The sequence below is a fragment of the Oceanispirochaeta sp. M1 genome, assembly GCF_003346715.1.
Lineage (GTDB): Bacteria > Spirochaetota > Spirochaetia > DSM-2461 > DSM-2461 > Oceanispirochaeta.
Genome location: NZ_QQPQ01000065.1, coordinates 1 through 16910, shown reverse-complemented (window position 1 = coordinate 16910; position 16910 = coordinate 1). Strand labels below are relative to the sequence as shown.

The 16910-nt window shown below is 38.2% G+C and carries 20 protein-coding genes; 6 read left to right on the top strand and 14 right to left on the bottom strand.

From position 1 onward, the window contains the following. The coding region (locus DV872_RS27035) for a hypothetical protein (protein WP_216664445.1) at positions 1–209 on the top strand (209 nt) is incomplete at its 5' end. Between the two features lie 193 nt (positions 210–402). On the opposite strand, the gene DV872_RS24315 is transcribed toward DV872_RS27035, so the two are convergent. The 4 genes from DV872_RS24315 to DV872_RS24300 all read right to left on the bottom strand — a co-directional run bounded on the left by DV872_RS24315 (position 403) and on the right by DV872_RS24300 (position 5451). Next, entirely contained in the window at positions 403–2178 is a 1776-nt protein-coding gene (locus DV872_RS24315) for a CsgG/HfaB family protein (RefSeq protein ID WP_114632575.1), read from the bottom strand. Between the two features lie 138 nt (positions 2179–2316). Further along, positions 2317–3420, bottom strand: a complete 1104-nt coding sequence (locus DV872_RS24310) for an IS110 family transposase (protein WP_114632574.1) — start codon at positions 3418–3420, stop codon at positions 2317–2319. A gap of 421 nt (positions 3421–3841) precedes the next feature. Then, positions 3842–4183, bottom strand: a complete 342-nt coding sequence (locus tag DV872_RS24305) for an MmpS family transport accessory protein (protein ID WP_114632573.1) — start codon at positions 4181–4183, stop codon at positions 3842–3844. Positions 4184–4266: 83 nt separating this feature from the next. Continuing rightward, positions 4267–5451 carry a phage/plasmid primase, P4 family gene (locus tag DV872_RS24300; RefSeq protein ID WP_255526181.1) on the bottom strand — a complete coding sequence of 395 codons (1185 nt, stop codon included), beginning with the start codon at positions 5449–5451 and terminating at the stop codon, positions 4267–4269. A 95-nt stretch (positions 5452–5546) separates the two neighbouring features. Here DV872_RS24300 and DV872_RS24295 point away from each other — a divergent pair, with 95 nt between their 5' ends. The 3 genes from DV872_RS24295 to DV872_RS24285 all read left to right on the top strand — a co-directional run bounded on the left by DV872_RS24295 (position 5547) and on the right by DV872_RS24285 (position 6920). After that, positions 5547–5804, top strand: coding sequence for a type II toxin-antitoxin system Phd/YefM family antitoxin (locus tag DV872_RS24295; RefSeq protein ID WP_114632571.1), 258 nt, complete (start codon positions 5547–5549; stop codon positions 5802–5804). Next, positions 5797–6072 carry a type II toxin-antitoxin system RelE/ParE family toxin gene (locus DV872_RS24290; protein ID WP_114632570.1) on the top strand — a complete coding sequence of 92 codons (276 nt, stop codon included), beginning with the start codon at positions 5797–5799 and terminating at the stop codon, positions 6070–6072. The genes DV872_RS24295 and DV872_RS24290 overlap by 8 nt, the downstream gene beginning before the upstream one ends. A gap of 647 nt (positions 6073–6719) precedes the next feature. After that, positions 6720–6920, top strand: a complete 201-nt coding sequence (locus DV872_RS24285) for a hypothetical protein (protein ID WP_114632569.1) — start codon at positions 6720–6722, stop codon at positions 6918–6920. Positions 6921–7043: 123 nt separating this feature from the next. On the opposite strand, the gene DV872_RS27330 is transcribed toward DV872_RS24285, so the two are convergent. Beyond that, positions 7044–7214: a DUF1127 domain-containing protein gene (locus DV872_RS27330; protein ID WP_114632568.1), complete on the bottom strand. Its 171-nt coding sequence runs from the start codon at positions 7212–7214 to the stop codon at positions 7044–7046. On the opposite strand from DV872_RS27330, the gene DV872_RS24275 reads away from it, so the two are divergent. Then, entirely contained in the window at positions 7198–7839 is a 642-nt protein-coding gene (locus DV872_RS24275; protein ID WP_233516450.1) for a LysR substrate-binding domain-containing protein, read from the top strand. The genes DV872_RS27330 and DV872_RS24275 overlap by 17 nt on opposite strands. Positions 7840–8132: 293 nt before the next feature. On the opposite strand, the gene DV872_RS24270 is transcribed toward DV872_RS24275, so the two are convergent. Both DV872_RS24270 and DV872_RS24265 read right to left on the bottom strand, forming a co-directional pair. After that, a complete protein-coding gene (locus DV872_RS24270; RefSeq protein ID WP_114632566.1) occupies positions 8133–8357 on the bottom strand; it encodes a DUF1858 domain-containing protein in 225 nt (74 codons plus the stop codon). A gap of 46 nt (positions 8358–8403) precedes the next feature. Then, positions 8404–9297, bottom strand: a complete 894-nt coding sequence (locus DV872_RS24265) for an oxidoreductase (RefSeq protein ID WP_114632565.1) — start codon at positions 9295–9297, stop codon at positions 8404–8406. 288 nt (positions 9298–9585) lie between these two features. On the opposite strand from DV872_RS24265, the gene DV872_RS24260 reads away from it, so the two are divergent. Further along, complete coding sequence (locus DV872_RS24260; RefSeq protein ID WP_158547162.1) at positions 9586–10584, top strand: uroporphyrinogen decarboxylase family protein; 999 nt, start codon at positions 9586–9588, stop codon at positions 10582–10584. A 107-nt stretch (positions 10585–10691) separates the two neighbouring features. On the opposite strand, the gene DV872_RS24255 is transcribed toward DV872_RS24260, so the two are convergent. The 7 genes from DV872_RS24255 to DV872_RS24225 are packed head-to-tail and all read right to left on the bottom strand — an operon-like array spanning position 10692 to position 16364. Continuing rightward, positions 10692–11915, bottom strand: coding sequence for a 2Fe-2S iron-sulfur cluster-binding protein (locus DV872_RS24255; protein ID WP_114632563.1), 1224 nt, complete (start codon positions 11913–11915; stop codon positions 10692–10694). Beyond that, positions 11912–12424, bottom strand: a complete 513-nt coding sequence (locus DV872_RS24250; protein WP_114632562.1) for a hypothetical protein — start codon at positions 12422–12424, stop codon at positions 11912–11914. Before DV872_RS24250 ends, DV872_RS24255 begins: the two co-directional genes overlap by 4 nt. An 18-nt stretch (positions 12425–12442) precedes the next feature. Continuing rightward, entirely contained in the window at positions 12443–14149 is a 1707-nt protein-coding gene (locus DV872_RS24245; protein WP_199563532.1) for a NuoF family protein, read from the bottom strand. Between the two features lie 25 nt (positions 14150–14174). Continuing rightward, positions 14175–14672, bottom strand: coding sequence for an NAD(P)H-dependent oxidoreductase subunit E (locus tag DV872_RS24240; RefSeq protein ID WP_114632561.1), 498 nt, complete (start codon positions 14670–14672; stop codon positions 14175–14177). Between the two features lie 39 nt (positions 14673–14711). Beyond that, positions 14712–15725 (bottom strand): lipoate--protein ligase, encoded by a 1014-nt coding sequence (locus DV872_RS24235; RefSeq protein WP_158547161.1) that lies wholly within the window; start codon positions 15723–15725, stop codon positions 14712–14714. Continuing rightward, positions 15703–15942: a biotin/lipoyl-binding protein gene (locus tag DV872_RS24230; protein WP_114632559.1), complete on the bottom strand. Its 240-nt coding sequence runs from the start codon at positions 15940–15942 to the stop codon at positions 15703–15705. Before DV872_RS24230 ends, DV872_RS24235 begins: the two co-directional genes overlap by 23 nt. Positions 15943–16001: 59 nt before the next feature. After that, a complete protein-coding gene (locus DV872_RS24225) occupies positions 16002–16364 on the bottom strand; it encodes a carboxymuconolactone decarboxylase family protein (RefSeq protein ID WP_114632558.1) in 363 nt (120 codons plus the stop codon). Between the last annotated feature and the right edge of the window lie 546 nt (positions 16365–16910).

Sequence of the window (16910 nt, the reverse complement as noted above, 5' to 3'; positions counted from 1 at the left end):
GAAGAAAATGTATTCAATTGATTGACAATAAACGGACACCCTACAATAATATCTTTGAGGATTTTCCTGGTTCCAGGAGGTGTCCGTTTATTCCCGGTAGGGCTGTCCGTTTTCGCCGGAATCCGCACTATCATGTCCACAATCTAAAAGTGGCTCACAGAGGCGGTCTAGATGCCACAAAAAGGGTACAGCGTTATGCTGTACCCTAATAATGCGTAGAAGAGGACATAATCCTCAATCAAAGACTTCTGCCTGAACTTCAACTACATCGTCAGGTCTTAAAGTATATCCCGCCGAATCTATAAATCCAGGGCTGGTCAGTGTTAAGTAAACATAATTGTGGCTGTAGACAGATTAGATAGTTATCGGCAGGATTTTTTCACTGCCGTGTTAAGTAGTTAATTATTTTCTTTTTGGCCATAAGTCATCATAGGATACATTGAAGAAAAAAGTATATGATGGCATTAAAGTTCCTTCAATACTATCATAAGGAGCTATGCGTTTTGCGTAATTAACATCAACTTCTAATGCCCCAAGTTTTATAGTTGCTCCTGCTAAATACCCATGACCAGAAGAATCTCTCTTATCAATATTAATATATGCAAAAGAATAGCCTGCCCGTAAAGAAAAATACTTTAAAGGCCAAACTTCTAATACAGGGGTTTCTTTAATATAGATGCCTTTTGCATTTTCATCCTTATAGATATCAATATTTGATTTTAATCCGAAAAACAGAATATTATCAATCAAAGTACTATTTAATGATGAACTCACATATATCGGGTATGTACCATTAACATAAGCATCTTGATCAATATCGTAAAAATATCGTGGTAAAGTTAAATAAGCTATATCTATATCAAAGTAAATCTTTTGATTGAATAAGTAGCTAACAAATCCAGGATTTATTAGAAATCCAATTCTATTTGCTAATTCATAAGTTAGACGATCGGCATCTGATACATTCGGTCCTATAGGATCATCATCAGGATTATCTTGAAAAATATTACCTCCATCACCAATTTCACCATGGAGAGGTATAAATACTGATCCATTCAGTCCAATTGCAGAGGTATCAGAAAACCTATATGACATTCCACCAGTGAATCCAAAATAAATTGCACTTTGTGATAAATTACCTCCTATAAACACTTGTTCTCCATCAATTACTACAGGGATATCTCGGACATAGGGAATACCATCAACATCCCTATCATTGTTTAATGCTGTAACAGTTATATCTGGTGCTGCAACAACAAATTCAGTATTTATTCCAATCTTTTTACCAACAGGAAAATTGTATCCAATATGAGAATTAAAGGAATAATCTTGAACTTCAAAATCTTTAGTATTTGGCTCATCTCCTACTGACACTATTGGCCTCATATCATCCTCATCAGTTATGAAAGGTGGGGTTATGGAATAAAAAGTAGACCGAACGTAAATTATCCCCGATTCAAGCATTGATGAAAGTGCAGGATTGTACGGACTTTGCCAATAAGGATCTTCAAACTGGAATTTTGGAGTTATTACGTTCAGTTTATTTGCTAGTTTCTTAACAGCTTTATTATCACTATCAATTTTCGTTGCTTCATCAAGTTTCTCTCTTGCAAGATCATCATCTCCTTCATCATAAGCATCAACAGCTTCCGAGAATGTTGTTAATACAACATCATCATCTTTACTAGACTTTATTTCTGGGAGGACAACACCTGAGATCTTCAATGAATCTAATATTTGAAGGGTTAAGCTTTGAGTGATTGATTTATATTCTGCCATGGAACCTTCGGCTTGAGCCTGAGCTTTAACAACACCACTTTCAAGATCAATCAATCGACTTGAAACTACAAGAATTTCTCCCATATCAAATATTTCACCAGCAATGATATAGTCTGATTGGAGCATCATTCCGAGCTCTGCTAAACTACTTTCATCAGCTAATCCAGATAATCCGAATTTTAACTCATCTATTATGTCATTTCTTTTATCTCTCTCAATAAGTGTAATTTTCTTCTCTCTGGATAAATCAAATGAAAGGAATTCAGCAAATCCTTTACCGAGATATTCATGTTTATCATTATTTGATTGGACCTCAAAATCAAGGACAGTTAAAGCGATATTACTTGCGAAGCAATTAACTGTAACAAAGAAAAACAGTACGTGAATAGATTTCCTCATAGCAACCCTCTATTAATGAATTTCTATTCTTTATTGTATGGCTAAATAGTCTATATGCCAAATGAATTATTTATTTGCAAGAATGGGTGAGATACTATGAAATTATATGTAGACATCTATGAAGAATAAGTAAAGCTACTATGCTGAATCTAATAAATTAATCACAGATTTCTCTGCACAACTGTAAAATAGCTTTGTCTTTCTCTCCATATTTGACTTATCTGACCATTTGAAATTTTCTTTTCTCTTCAACATATAATATGCACATACCAATATTTTCCGGATTAAAGCCATCCTTGTTTTACCATAACTTTTCCCAGATTTTAACCGGTCATAGAATTCTCCAAAATAGGGAGAACTCTCTCTAAAATGTGAAACCGATTGAGTCAGTAATGAGACCGTCAGATTTCTGGAACATTTATTAACTTTACCAAGATGTGTCGTATTATTTGATTCTGTAATTTTTGGTGCTGTACGTAGATAGGAACAGAATTTTTTAACTGATGGGAACCGTCTTATATCAGCCACATCTGCAATTAGTGCCATAGCTGATAGAAAACTAAACCCAGGAATGGTCATAAGCCTTTCAATATCATCCTGAAAATATTTCTTTCCGAGTCCTGCCATCAACTGAACTATTATTTCCACGTCCTTTTGAGCATCTTCAAATTGATTGATTAGACGTTTTATTTCTATTCTACTGATATCATTGTCGATTAGAGTTACTGCCCTATTCTTACCTCTCACTGTTTTCAAAGATGCTCTGGTTATGGGATGCCCATGCTGCTTGAGTATACTGTGTATTCGATTAGTTAGTTGTGTAATAATCTTTTTCTGTAGTTTATAGCTTGTGAATAATTCTCGAAGCTCTCTAATATGAATATTGGGTACAAACACCCGGGGTATTTCACTAATACCCTTTACAGATACAAAATATTCAAGGACATCTAGTAATCTTCTGGCATCATTATTATCTGTCTTGTTTCCGCTAAAATTGATTTTGTTCGTATCAAGGATAATAACACTCTTTACATAGGGTGAAATCTTATCATGAAACCAGAAAGCGTTCGTCGTTGCCTCAATGGCAACATAATCATTTGTCGATAAAGTCTTAGCAAAATTAGGAAGTGATTTCTCATTCAAGAAATACTTCTTAATCAACTTTCCTGACTTTCCATCAACTTTGCTCCTAAAAGCAACAGTAAAACAATCGGTGTGAAGATCAATGGCTAAACAACTCATATTCCACCTCCAGTAATTGTTTCTGCAAATCCCTTGTCGGTATCATTCGGATCCAGACATCTATTCGGGAATACATATAATCTATGTTCCCATGTTAATGGTTCGGATGATGGCCGGACTAAACAGAAGGGCGGGCTTTTACATCCCATGTCTACTAACAGCCATCTCCTGCAGAATACTTAATTCTACAGAATATCCACCAAACGACCAACAAAAAAATTATGCATATCTTCATAATAATCAGAAGGCCGGATATCAGCAGTAATTCTGATGTAACTATATGACTAATGTCAGATTTCTTGATTTGATATTTCATATAGCTGGATCACATATGAACAATGATTGAAACAAAATAGGGCTGATCTTCTACCAAGGCCTAATCAATAATAATAGATAATAATAAATAAAATTTATTAGTCCATCAGGGAGCAGATCCTGAAGCAGTTGCAATAACATAGGCTCCCGAACTGGTTGATGTCTTATAAACATCACCATCAACATAAATGGTGGCGGTTAAGGATCCACTGTCATTTTGATTTTGGGCTGAGACGTAAAGGAAGTTTCCTGTCGTTGATTCAAAACTGTATGTCCAGGGCACACTCACATCGCTTACCTGAGATGTCCCTTCACTGGCATTGGAATAGGTGATATTCACACTTGTGGCCGTTCCAGAAATCTCATATTCCACCTGTGGTGGAGTCAGAATATCACAACCGGCAAATAGGATAATTGATAGGCATAATAGAATCATTAGTTTTTTCATAGAATACACCTTTATCTCTTTTCTCACATAATGATGCGTCTACAGTTATTTGTATATCAACCAAAAGGATGAACTTTCACCCTCTAACACCCCTGATACGGCTTCTCCTTCCTTATCTTTATCCCAAGCCAGAATATCCCGACGCTCTGCCTCACCTTATCCATCCCTGACTCCTTCAGCATTATGCTGAAATTTCTGTTGCTCTTGGGCCTCTCATGGTTCTCCTCACACCAGGCTGTGTACTCCTTGTAAAGCACAGAGGACTGGATCATCTGCAGTTCATCCCTCTCGCATTTTTCGACCAGGAACATCTGAACATCACTCATCTCTGTCTTGTATTCGTCGGTGGCATCACTGATGGCCAGGGCGCCGCCCAGTCCCTCTCTCTGCCAGCGGAGGCAGCCCTCGACCATCCAGCTGAGGATCCCGGGCATCTCCTTCTCCAGCTTCCCGGTGAGCTTCTTGTCCTGTTTCTCTTCGGAGAAGGTCTGGAGGAAGGGGATCAGCTTGATACGCCGCCAGATGGCGTGATCCATCCCGCCGATCCTGGGCTTGTGGTTGGTGGCCATGACGATCTTGAAGGTGGGGATAAACTGGAAGTACTCCCCGTAGAGGAAGCGGGCACTGATCATGTCATTCCCCGTGAGTCTCTTTATCACAGACTCTGCCAGGCGGCCGTGGTCGTCACTCTCCATAGCGGTGACAAAACGGGCCCCCTTGAGGCGTGCAATGTCGTTGGTGGCCTGTTCTCCCTTCTTCTGCATAAAGGTCTCAGTGGGAGTCGTGGTGGCGTAGTCCCCCATGATGCGGCTCACAACGTTTATAAAGGTGCTCTTGCCGTTGGCGCCGGTGCCGTGGAGGATAAACATGGACTGACAGGACATGTCCCCCGTGAGGGAGCAGCCCAGGAATCTCTGTATAAACTTGATCAGTTCCTTGTTGTTATTAAAAATATCCTTTAAAAACTGCTTCCAGTGGGGACAGAGGGCTTCCTCATTGTAGGGGACAGGAGAGTACTTTGTGATCATCCTCTCCCTGTCATGGGGAGACAGACGTCCGGATTTCAGGTCGATCACACCGTTGGCACAATTAAAGAGAAACTGGTCCAGATCCAGGGCATCCGGAGCAATTCTTATCCGGGGATCAGAGCTGGTTGTGCTGAGCATGAAATTATAAATTTTCTCGCGAAGATATATTAAACTTTGTAAGTAACGTTTTCTTTCAAGAATAAATCTCCGATGGCTGATTATGAAATGAAGAAAAACCAACAGATAGATAGAATAAAATTGGTTATAAGACTAGATTACTCAAAGAATTGATTAATAGTGCAATTAAGAGTACTATTAATCGTGAGGTATATTGTATGATAAATAATATTACAGCCAATGATTTAAAAGTAAAAGGTGTCTCATTAATCGATCAAATAGTTACATCTGACAATGAAGCAGTAATTACGGTTCGAGGTAAAAGTAAATATGTTGTTCTTTCAATAGATGAATATAACCATCTTAGGGAATGTGAGCTTGAGGCTGCCTTGATTGAAAGCAAAAGAGATATTGCTGATGGCAGGATTCTCCCTGGTACTATTGAAGATCATATAAAAAGAATTGAAAATGCCTAAGATTATATTTACTGAAAGCTATGAGAAAAGTGTCTCAAAGTTTATTAAGAAGCATCCAAAATTAATTAATCAGTATAGTAAAACACTACAATTATTAGAATTAAATCCAAATCATCCATCATTAAGACTACACAGACTGAAAGGTAATTTATCAGAATTGCATAGTGTATCTATAAATATGACTTATCGAATTACAATTGAATTTATAATACAAGAAGACCAGATCATACCGATTCATGTAGGTACTCATGATGAGGCATACAAATAAAGAATCTGTGTAACATACTGATGCACCTGTCATTCCTATTGTCACTAGGGGTGTTACATTACCCTCAACTTCTCTCTATTCTTTATGTTACTATATAAGGATTTATTCAATATCTCGATCCTTCTGGTTCTATAGATTTCCTTGATTTCTTCCTGTTTTGAACGTTTATTGCTGACACAGCCGCACACATGGAAATAGAGATGATTCCTAATGGTGTAATGAAATAGTCGATCTCATCCTCCGCAAAGGCTCGAAGCAGAAAGTAGATGTGGTTACAACCGTAACGGACGCCCCTGTTCCGCTGTATTTTTTTCGCTAAGCAGTACTGGAAAAAACAGTGATGGCTTTTATGAGGAACCCTCCGTTCCCGCCTGGCGGCCGGAGCTCCGGGGTCTCCTGTCAGATAGGGGAGTGAGGGGTAAGATCTGAGTTCTATGTGTAGAGTCTCTTGCAAAATATATCTACATAAGTGCGAAAAAAGATGTATTTTCATTTGCTATCAGTATCTATGTCATTCGAAAAGTAATAAGAAGTCAAGGGTCTGAATTTTACATTATTAATCCTTTTGGTTGATATACGAAACCCCAAATAGGGATCATTATTATTAACAATAACCAAAGATATTTAATAAGAATGAGAGGAATTGTATGATTGATTGCAGCTACTATAAAGAAGAGGCTCCCTTTTTCTATTCAATAGGTTCTGATGTTTTTGAAGTTGAAATGATCCCTATTTGTACAAAACCAGGTATTGAGGCTCTTGGAGTTCCCTGTGATATTACTTCCTGCAGTGGAAATCCGGACAACTGTCCTTATAAGATTCAGGAGAAAGGATTCTTCCAGTACTGACTTGTAGAAGTCCTCAAAATCTTGATTCTTAAGAAGCCCAATAATAGGCTCTTCGCTCATTGCTGTTGTTTTCAGATCAAGGCTACATATGATGAATAAAGTTTTTGGATGATGATGCACAAATTAATTTCTCCATCTGTCTATTAGGGCTGAATCCCTAAATAACGAATCTGGACTTGTTTTCTCAATATCGACTCGGCTTAATCCAAGATCTGATAGTTCCCGGTCATTGAAGTCTCGTAACTCTTGAATGTTGTGGTGATGTTTCTGAATCCCTTTGATTACTCTAATCATAAATCAGTTAACGCAGCCTGAATTATCTGGTTTGGTAAAAGTCGGGACTCCCGAAGATTATACAACGCGATTTCTTCCTGAAATACTTGCTGGATTTTCACGGATCTATCCGAATGTTCAGGTCGAAGTTTCAGTTCTCTCAAGTCATAATTTAATTCACTTGATCAAAAATGAGAAACTTGATTTGGCCTTAACATCAACCTCAGAGCCAACATTTCAAGATTCCTTATTGCTTCGTCATGAACCGTCTGTTTGGGTAGTCTCACCAAATCATGATATTGAAGAAGTTAGACCTATTCCACTAGCACTTTTCCCTACTCATGATTGTCTGTTCAGAATTTGGGCCGTTCGCGAGCTAGAAAAGGCTGGAATTGATTATCGTATTGCCTATACCAGTGAAAGTATTTTAGGACATATAGCTGCAGTATCAGCCGGGCTTGCTATTGCTGTGATGAGTGAGAGCATTGTTCCCAAAAATCTGAAGATTATTGCCGAAAATACTATTTTTCCGAAACTTCCACATTCTGATATTTATTTACGCAAAAATCAGTCGGCCAATAATCCTGCAATTGATTTATTAGCTGACAGAATAGTTAAGGCTTTTCAGAATATTCGTCCAGATTGAAAGTAATTTCTCTGAGAATGAAGGCGATGATGGAATATATAATAATTCCTTCAAAGTATTTTTTTAATCTAATATTAATAGACAGAAGGCTGGTTGTACTAAACCACCTACGGTGGTGCCATGATTAGAATCCTCTATTAAGGTTAGCCATTTTTGCTTGAGTTGTGACCATCTCACAATCTTTTTGGCATTCCCCCAAATATGAAGATATTTTGACGGTTACTGTAGTTCATGACAAAGTAAGTGATTCATTTATTAATTGATTTATATACTTTATATATGACATAGAGCTGTCATTCCTGCTCTTTTTCTTCTATTGCCTTATTGATTTTATCAATAAATTCATTTAATTCGACTTTATGTACAAATGCAGCCATTCTGACATTTATAAATCTTGTAATAAACCGACGAATAGAAAATTTGGCAACAGGTTCAACACCCATAGCCATCATGACACTCGCAATATCACCATATTCTTCAAGAATATCAAAAACTCTTGTTTTGGGACTAATAATCATAATTTCTCCTTTGTAAGTATAGACGGTTATCAGAAAAAAAATATTTCTAAAAATTGACCCCTGTCATTTCTTCAGATATATGCCAAAGCCTGGCAGCAATCTCACCATCATGAGATAACTCATTGGATTCAACTTTAACCGGATAGCCCTTTATTTCCTTGAAGCCATCGGGTCCGAAATAGTCTCCATTCTGCGCCTCCGGGTCTATGGCTGCACGCAAAGTGGGAAGTGCTCCCATTGCCGGTTTCTGTGCAAAGAAGGGATTAAGAAAAGAAAATAATCCTGAATTCCTCTGCAAGTCTGTAGCCGTCCATCCTGGATGCGCCGCAATCACTTTTAGATCCGATTCTTTTACTTTACGGGCTAATTCGTAGGTAAAATATAGATTGGCTATCTTAGAATCCCCATAGGATGAAGAAGCGTTATACTCTCGTTTTTCCCAGTTGAGATCATCGAAATCAATATTACCCGAACTATGGGCGATACTGGATACATTGACGATTCTGGAATTAGGCGTTGCTTTTAAGATAGCTATGAGATGCCCTGTCAGGGCAAAATGACCGAGATGATTTGTGCCGAATTGTAATTCAAACCCATCTTCTGTTTTAGAGTAGGGTGGTACCATTACACCGGCATTGTTAATTAAATAATTTATCTGCTTATATTCTTTTAAAATACAGTGAGCAAAACCTTTTATTGATCTTAAACTCGAGAGATCCAGTTCCATCACTCTTATTTTAGATTTTATAAATTGATTCTGAATTTCCAGTGCAGCTTTTTCACCTTTCATTGTATTTCTAACTGCCATGATAACTGTTGCATTTTTACTGGCTAGAATTGCTGCAGTCTCTTTTCCCAATCCAGTATTTGCCCCTGTAATAATTGCTATCTGTCCCGTTAAATCGCCTATATTATTATTTGTCCATCTATTTTTGGCCATAGTATATCTCCTGATATATATTAAAAGATCGATATAAATAGCAGGAAAGTCAATATGAATAATGATAGTTATGGCTAATTTTAGTGCAGACCTTTGTATTTAGCTCCCATAGATTTACCCAGGCTGAAAATGCCTTACTGACTCCAGGATGGTATCCAGTGGATGAAATGAAGATAATCAAAATAATTTATAGCCAAATTGTACAAAACTCTAACCGTTTTCTCTATTTATTTACCTGAAATCTGATGGTTAAATAGATCTTAGATTACCATTGAGGGAGCCATGAATATGAAATCGAGAGAGCGAGTTAAAAAAGCTATTTCAGCAGGAAAAGTGGATAGAATCCCCCATTTTCTGCCCGATGGGAAGGAAAATGATCTCATATGGTTGTGGATGGATAAACCTGCTCCTCTTGTGGATTGGACCAATGACGGAGATCAGGACTTTATGACCGACTGCTGGGGTGTAAGCTTCAAAAGGATGGCCGGTGGTGTTCTGGGGCGTGGAGAGGTTTCTGAAGCCGCCTTGAAAGATATATCCAAACAGGAAGATTTTCCTTTTCCGGATTTAAATAATCCCATATATCTACAGAAAGCAGCAGATATAATCAAAGATAATGAATTGCTGGATGATCCCAAATATTGTCTTGGGGTCATGCCCTTTTCTTCAATGAATGAAGGAATTCATAATATTACAGGTATTGAGTCCATGTTTCTGGCCTATTACGAAGATCCGGATCAACTAAAGGCCCTTATTGCCAGGTTTGCTGCTGCACAGCGCGAATCAATGAGACAGTTGAAGGCCATCGGCTGTGATGGAGTGATGGCTTACGATGACTGGGGTCTTCAGAATAGTCTTATGATAAGTCTGGATATGATCCGTGAGTTCTTTCTCCCTCATTACAGAGAGAACTGGGCCTATGCCCATGAGCTGGGCATGGATGTATGGCTTCATTCATGCGGGTATATTCTGGAGCTGCTGCCTGATTTAATCGATGCCGGATTGAATGTTGTTCAGATGGATCAGCAGGAAAATATGGGTATTGAAAATCTGGCTGACAAGGTAGATGGAAAACTGTCATTCTGGTGTCCTGTCGATATTCAGAGAACAATGGTAGAAGGGACAAATGAAGATATCGATCTGTATGTAAAACGGATGGTGGAAACTCTGGGGAGAAACCATAATGGTCTGATCAGTATGGCCTATACAACTCCGGATGATATCAATCATACCGCTGAGAAAATCAAAATCATGTGTGATGCCTTCCGCCGATACGGAAAGTACTAATACGCCATATTCCAGACTCATAATATTTACGTTCTTTCTCATGGATAAACGGCAGAAGGCCCTCTCAGACATTCTGCCGTTTACTATTTTAGAATATTCTGTTCAGCCTATTCTAAACTGTCGCTGAAGACCTTAACAGGTTCCCAGTCTTTTCCTTTAAAATGAAGATATTTTTCTGTCAGCGCTCCTGTGGGACAGGCACTGACACAGGCCATACATGCCGCACAGGCACTCTGATCCATTGTCGTATTCAATCCTGCCGCAACAACTGTTTCAGATCCTCTGTTAACAAATCCGATGTTTCTGAGTCCTGCCAGTTCATCACATGCTCTTACACATCTGCCGCATAATACACATCTGTTTGAATCAAAGGAGATAATGGGGCTGGAGTTATCTACTGCTGCCTTATGGGGATTTTCATCATACCGGCTGCCCTCTATACCATATCTTCTCATCAGAGCCTGAAGTTCGCAGCTTCCAAGCAGATTGGGAATACCCTTTGAACAGGTAAGGCAGTTGTGGCTGTTTGATGCAAGAATAAGTTCCAGTATCACACGGCGGCAGGCTATGAGCTCTGCATCTTCTGTTACTGCAACCATCCCTTCTTTTACCAGGGTACAGCATGAAGGGACATGACCTCTCATCCCTTCGACTTTAACGAGACATAATCGACAGACTCCTGCGGTTGAAATCTCTTCATCGTAGCACAGGTGAGGCACAAAAATTCCGTTTTCGCCGCAAACCTGAAGAAGATTCTGACCCTCTTCGGCAGTTACTTCTTCTCCGTTTATGGTAAGATTCACATAATTCTTATCCTGGGGTGCTGCTTCATCTTCATCGAAGAAATCAGCATAAAGATCTAATTTTTCTGCCAATTCATAAAGATCATAACCTTCATCAGACTGTTCGAGTCCAGTGCTCTCTAAAGGATTGGTAAGTACAACGCCTCTGTCCATTGTGAAATTTCCGGTTCCCAGAGTCTTTGACATGGAGATGACTTTTTTATCATAGAAAACCGATTCAATCCCCTCTAAACCGTTTTCACAAATCAGAGGTATTATGACTGTTGCTTCGTCATACATCTCTTTCTTTATTCTGTCGTTTTTATGCTTTTCAACAATATTCAGGGTACACCCGATACTGAGCAGGTCTTTTCCAAGAACATTGTAACCGTCGGCTTTCAACATTCCTTCGAGTGTTGTCATTGGACCGTTTCCGGCAATGCCGCAGCTTACAACACAGGTATTACAGCTGATAATGAGTATTCTGTCATTTTCAGAAAGCTGACTTTTCAAGTCATCATAGCTTATGGATCTAAGAGATATTATCATCTGGCAGCCTCCAGAACAGGTTCTTTCTTATTATTATTCATAATAGGCAGGTTATCGTTACTTTCCAGCTTTATCCCGGTCAGTGTTTCATATTCAAAGCCTGTTTCATGTTCGAATTTTTTAAAGGGTTTTGTAATTTTCAGAACTTTCTTATCTGTATCGCTAACCATCAATCCTACATCTTCGGATGATTCAATAAGCTTGCATTCAGGAAATAGCCTTTTAATATTTGACCCTCCCGCACTGCATGCCATGGAGACTACTGTATTTATCTCTTTATCCAGTTTTGCAAATGTTATTTTAGGATTACAGGCAGTGGGTACCAGAAAACCCTCTTTCACATTGAATCCATCTTCTCTCAGTTTTAATGCCAATTCTTTCATGGCCTTACGACCACCGCATCCTGCGACTCTCACACAGGTTTCACAACCCAGCATCGAGATAACATCGTTTTCCCTGTCCAGATTTTTTATAATATCCTCATATTTCAGAGCTTTTGCAAATATCATTTTCGACCTCCCTGATTATTAAGCTGTAATAGCTTCTTCATATTCTTTTCTGAAGTATCTCAGTGTACTCAAAACCGGATTAGCAGATGTCTTACACAAAGCACATAAGGCTGTACTCTGAATAACAAGGGCAAGTTCTTCGAGCTTCTCAATGTCGTCCGTCCTGCCTTTTCCACTGTATATCCTGTTCAGAATATTCAGCATCTGCTTGGTTCCCTCTCTACCGGGAATACATTTTCCGCAGGCTTCTTCCTGACAGAACTGCATAAAGAATCGTGCAATATCGACTGCTGACTGAGTATCACTTATGACAATCAATCCGCCGGAGCCCATAATGGCACCGTATTCCTGAAGAGTTTCATAATCAACTTCTACATCCAGATGTTCCAGGGGTATGCAGCCTCCGGAAGGTCCACCGAGCTGTGCTGCCTTGAAGTTTTTACCTTCAACCATTCCCCCGCCTATTTCATTGACAATAGAACTCAGTTTTGTTCCAATGGGAACCTCAACACAACCGACATTGTTAATATCACCTGTGATGGAGAATACTTTTGTCCCGGGACTCTTTTCAGTACCGATCCCTTTGAACCAATCGCTGCCCTTTGCAACAATCTGGGAAATATTTGACAGGGTTTCCACATTGTTAAGGATGGTCGGTTTTTCTTTAAGACCTGCTACGGCGGGAAAGGGTGGGCGGGGTCTCGGATTCCCTCTGAAGCCTTCAATTGATCTCATCAGGGCTGTTTCTTCACCGCAGACAAATGCACCTGCCCCTTCATAGACTTCTATATCAAAATCAAAGCCCGTTCCAAGGATATTTTCTCCCAGAAGATTATATTTTTTTGCAGTTTTTATAGCCTTGTTCAGTATTTCAACAGCAAGGGGGTATTCAGCCCTGCAATAGACATAACCCTTATGGGAACCTATTGCCTTACCGGCTATAACCATTCCTTCAAGAATACTGTGGGGATCGCTTTCGAGGACAGATCTGTCCATATAGGCACCTGGATCTCCCTCATCTGCATTACAAAGAACGTATTTTGTACTGTTTTCAGTCTGGGCCGCAAATTTCCATTTTAAACCTGTAGGGAAACCGGCGCCTCCTCTACCTCTTATTCCGGAATCCAGAACAGTTTTCAATATATCTTCTGCTGACATTTCAGAGAGTGCTTTAATCAGCCCCTGATATCCATCCCTTCCAATATAATGTTCAATGTTGTTCGGGTCGATTACTGCTCTGTTCCGCATAACTCTCTGTTTCTGGAGTTTGAAGAACGGGATTTCCTCTATTCCGGGAATACTGCTGTCAAGAACTTTCTGACCGGCAGGAGCTCCTTTGTTTTCAATTCTTTCCTGTATTTCGGCTTCCATTCCTCTGGCAAATGCGAAATCCTTCACAACTGTGCCGGATATAATATGCTCCCTGACAACCCTTTGGACTTTACTCTCATCCATATATTCATAAATGATCGGTTCCTGACCCGGCATTGCCACGGTAATCAATGGTTCTTTAGAACAAATACCGGCACAGCCGGTTTTAATGATTTTTGCTGCCTTGATGTTATTTTCTTTAAGATCTTTTTTCAAAGATTCAAGAACTTCTGTTGCACCGGAAGCGATTCCGCAGGTTCCCATATGAACATAGATCTTTGCTGATTCTTTCTCAGCACCATTTACTATTTTATCTCGAATATCATTAATATCGGATATTGATTTTGTACCCATCTACTTTCCCTTTATAACAAACCTGTTATTTATACTCATCAAGAATGGCATCGACACTGTCAATGCTTACTTTTCCGAATATTTTGCCATCAACTACCAAAATCGGAGCCAGTCCGCATGCTCCAAAACATCTGGCATTCTCATAAGTAAATCTTCCATCTTCTGTGCTTTCGCCAAGTTTAATGTTGTAATCTGCTTCTATTTTTTCGGCGATCTCTTTTCCGCCTTTTACATAACAGGCGGTTCCCATACAGACCTGAATTCTGTGTCTGGCTTTCGCTTCCATTGAGAAATAGGAATAGAACGAGACTACTCCATAAATATGATTAGGAGGAATTCCTGTCTTATTAGAGATCCTTTCCTGTACCGAGACAGGAATATATCCCAGTAGAACCTGAACTTTTTCAAGTAGGGGTATCAATTGCTCTTCATCCGCCCCATGTTTATCTATCAATTTGTCCAGTTCCTGAATTTCCTCCTGTGAAAGAGATTCCTCAATTTCCGGTTTCTTTTCTTTAACCATTTATCTACCACCTGATAAAATATTTTATAAATTGCGATCTTATACGCACTGATCCTCGAAAAGCTCTTTAATATCTGAAAATATCTGCTTTTCATTCTCTAAAGGCTCAATGCTGTCTATTGCTTTTTTTATATTGTCAGAATCATATTTAACACCCTTTAAAGCTCTAGTAAGCTTTTTCCCAAAGGATGTAATAAGTGAATCTGAATAAGTTTTTGTATTGATTATCTTTCCGTCAATTAAATTGAATCCGATTTCAATTTCGCCCCATAAAAATTTATTACTATGAACGGCTTCAAAGGAAGGACTATCTCCATATATCCACTCCCAGGAGGACTGTGTTTTATACATTTTATTGAATGCATCTGAATCATAGGAATGCTCAGTCAGATCAGTTTTACTATCAATCCCGCCATAATGTTTTTCAAAGGACTCTATAATTCTGTCCTTCATACTATGTATAGAGATATCCCTGGATAACTCTTTCAGATTCATAACCCTGGCTCTGACAGAATCAATCCCCTTGGATTCAATTTTCTGTTTCGACGGGGTTAATATCCCGGAAAGAGTAGATAGATTTGAGTCTATTAATAAGGTTCCATGATGATATGATGCCTGGTCGTTTGAAAAAAAAGCATTCCCTGAGAATTTGATATTATTAATTAAAATATCATTCCGGCCTGAAAATATTGCATTGAGACCAAAACTTTTAACTGCATTAATTATGACTGAAAACTGCTTTTCAGTATCGAATAAGCCATTTTCTGTGATAAAGGTATAGTTTAAATTCCCCTTATCATGAAATACAGCACCCCCACCGGACTGACGTCTTGCCAGCTTTATACCACTGTCACGGATCTTACCCACGTCACATTCCTTCCAGGGGTTCTGGTTACTTCCGATAACTACTGAATTATTGTTTTGCCAGAGATAAAGAATGACCTGATTGCTTTTAACATTGGCGGTCAAATACTCTTCGACCGCCAAATTGAACCATGGTTCAAAACTCTTTGATACAAATAAAAGATTATTAGTCTTTTTCAATTTCGGCAATGGAATCACCAACTTTTATGGTTGCACCTTCTGTAACTACTATCTTTTTAATTAAACCGTTGATCTTTGATTTAATAACAGTATTACCCTTAACGGATTCAACCTGCAGAATCTTTTCACCAATCTTTATGGGATCATTTTCCTTTACTGAAATTTTACCGACCTTTCCCTGCTTACCGTTTTTAATAAGCTTATCAAGCTTTACTTTTACTATCATAATTTCTATCCAATTGAGCAAAGAGAGAGGAAAATGTATCTTCCTCTCTCTTAAGATTTTTAATTAAAGTCTTTTTCGAATTCTTCAATGCTGTTCTTCAGTAAGGTGACACTGTAAGCCATTGCAGGACCACCGCCAAAGGCGACAGAGACCATTGCAGCCTGGAGAATCTCATCTTTCTTAGCACCGGCTTCAAGAGCTTTATATGTATGATAAACAATGCAGTACAAACATCTGCTGAATACTGCGATTCCGATACTTATCAGTTCTTTTGTTTTGGGATCAATGGCATCGCCTTCCTTGTATGTAGTTTCCAAAAGATTCATGAAACCTTCTACATTTCCCTGTGTAGATTTCATTTCTCCGAATTCACCAAGGCCGTTTACAAAATCATTTAACATTTCTCTGGGGTTGTCTGACATCCTATTATACTTCCTATATCCTAAAATTTATTGATACATGCAAATATCTTACAAGTACGTAATATAATTAGCCGTGACAAAGTTTCTGCAATATCAATGACATCACGTTATTCCTAAAAAAAGCATGCGTCAAGACTAAAAATGAAATTAAAAATAATTATTTATCGATTTAAATTTTTCTATTTTAATCATAATTAAATCGGTACTAATATTCCTTTTTTGGAATTTTTTTTATTCAATTATTGCTGTTATTCCAGTGAATATAAAACGGTAAATATCAATATTTTTATAATACAAAAATAATAATATTTTTAATGTGATGTATTACGGATCATCTATTGTATTTAATTTGAACTCAGATAAAATCAATATGAAAGTTATAAGAATAAAATAGTATATATAATAGATAATTTCTGTTATATTAATAATAATTAATTTGATTTTATAAGTGATAAAAAAGATGGTATATAAATGCGTGAATCACTATGAAATACATCATATCTCAATATGTTATCAATTTATTACCCATTTTTAAACAAATAAAAT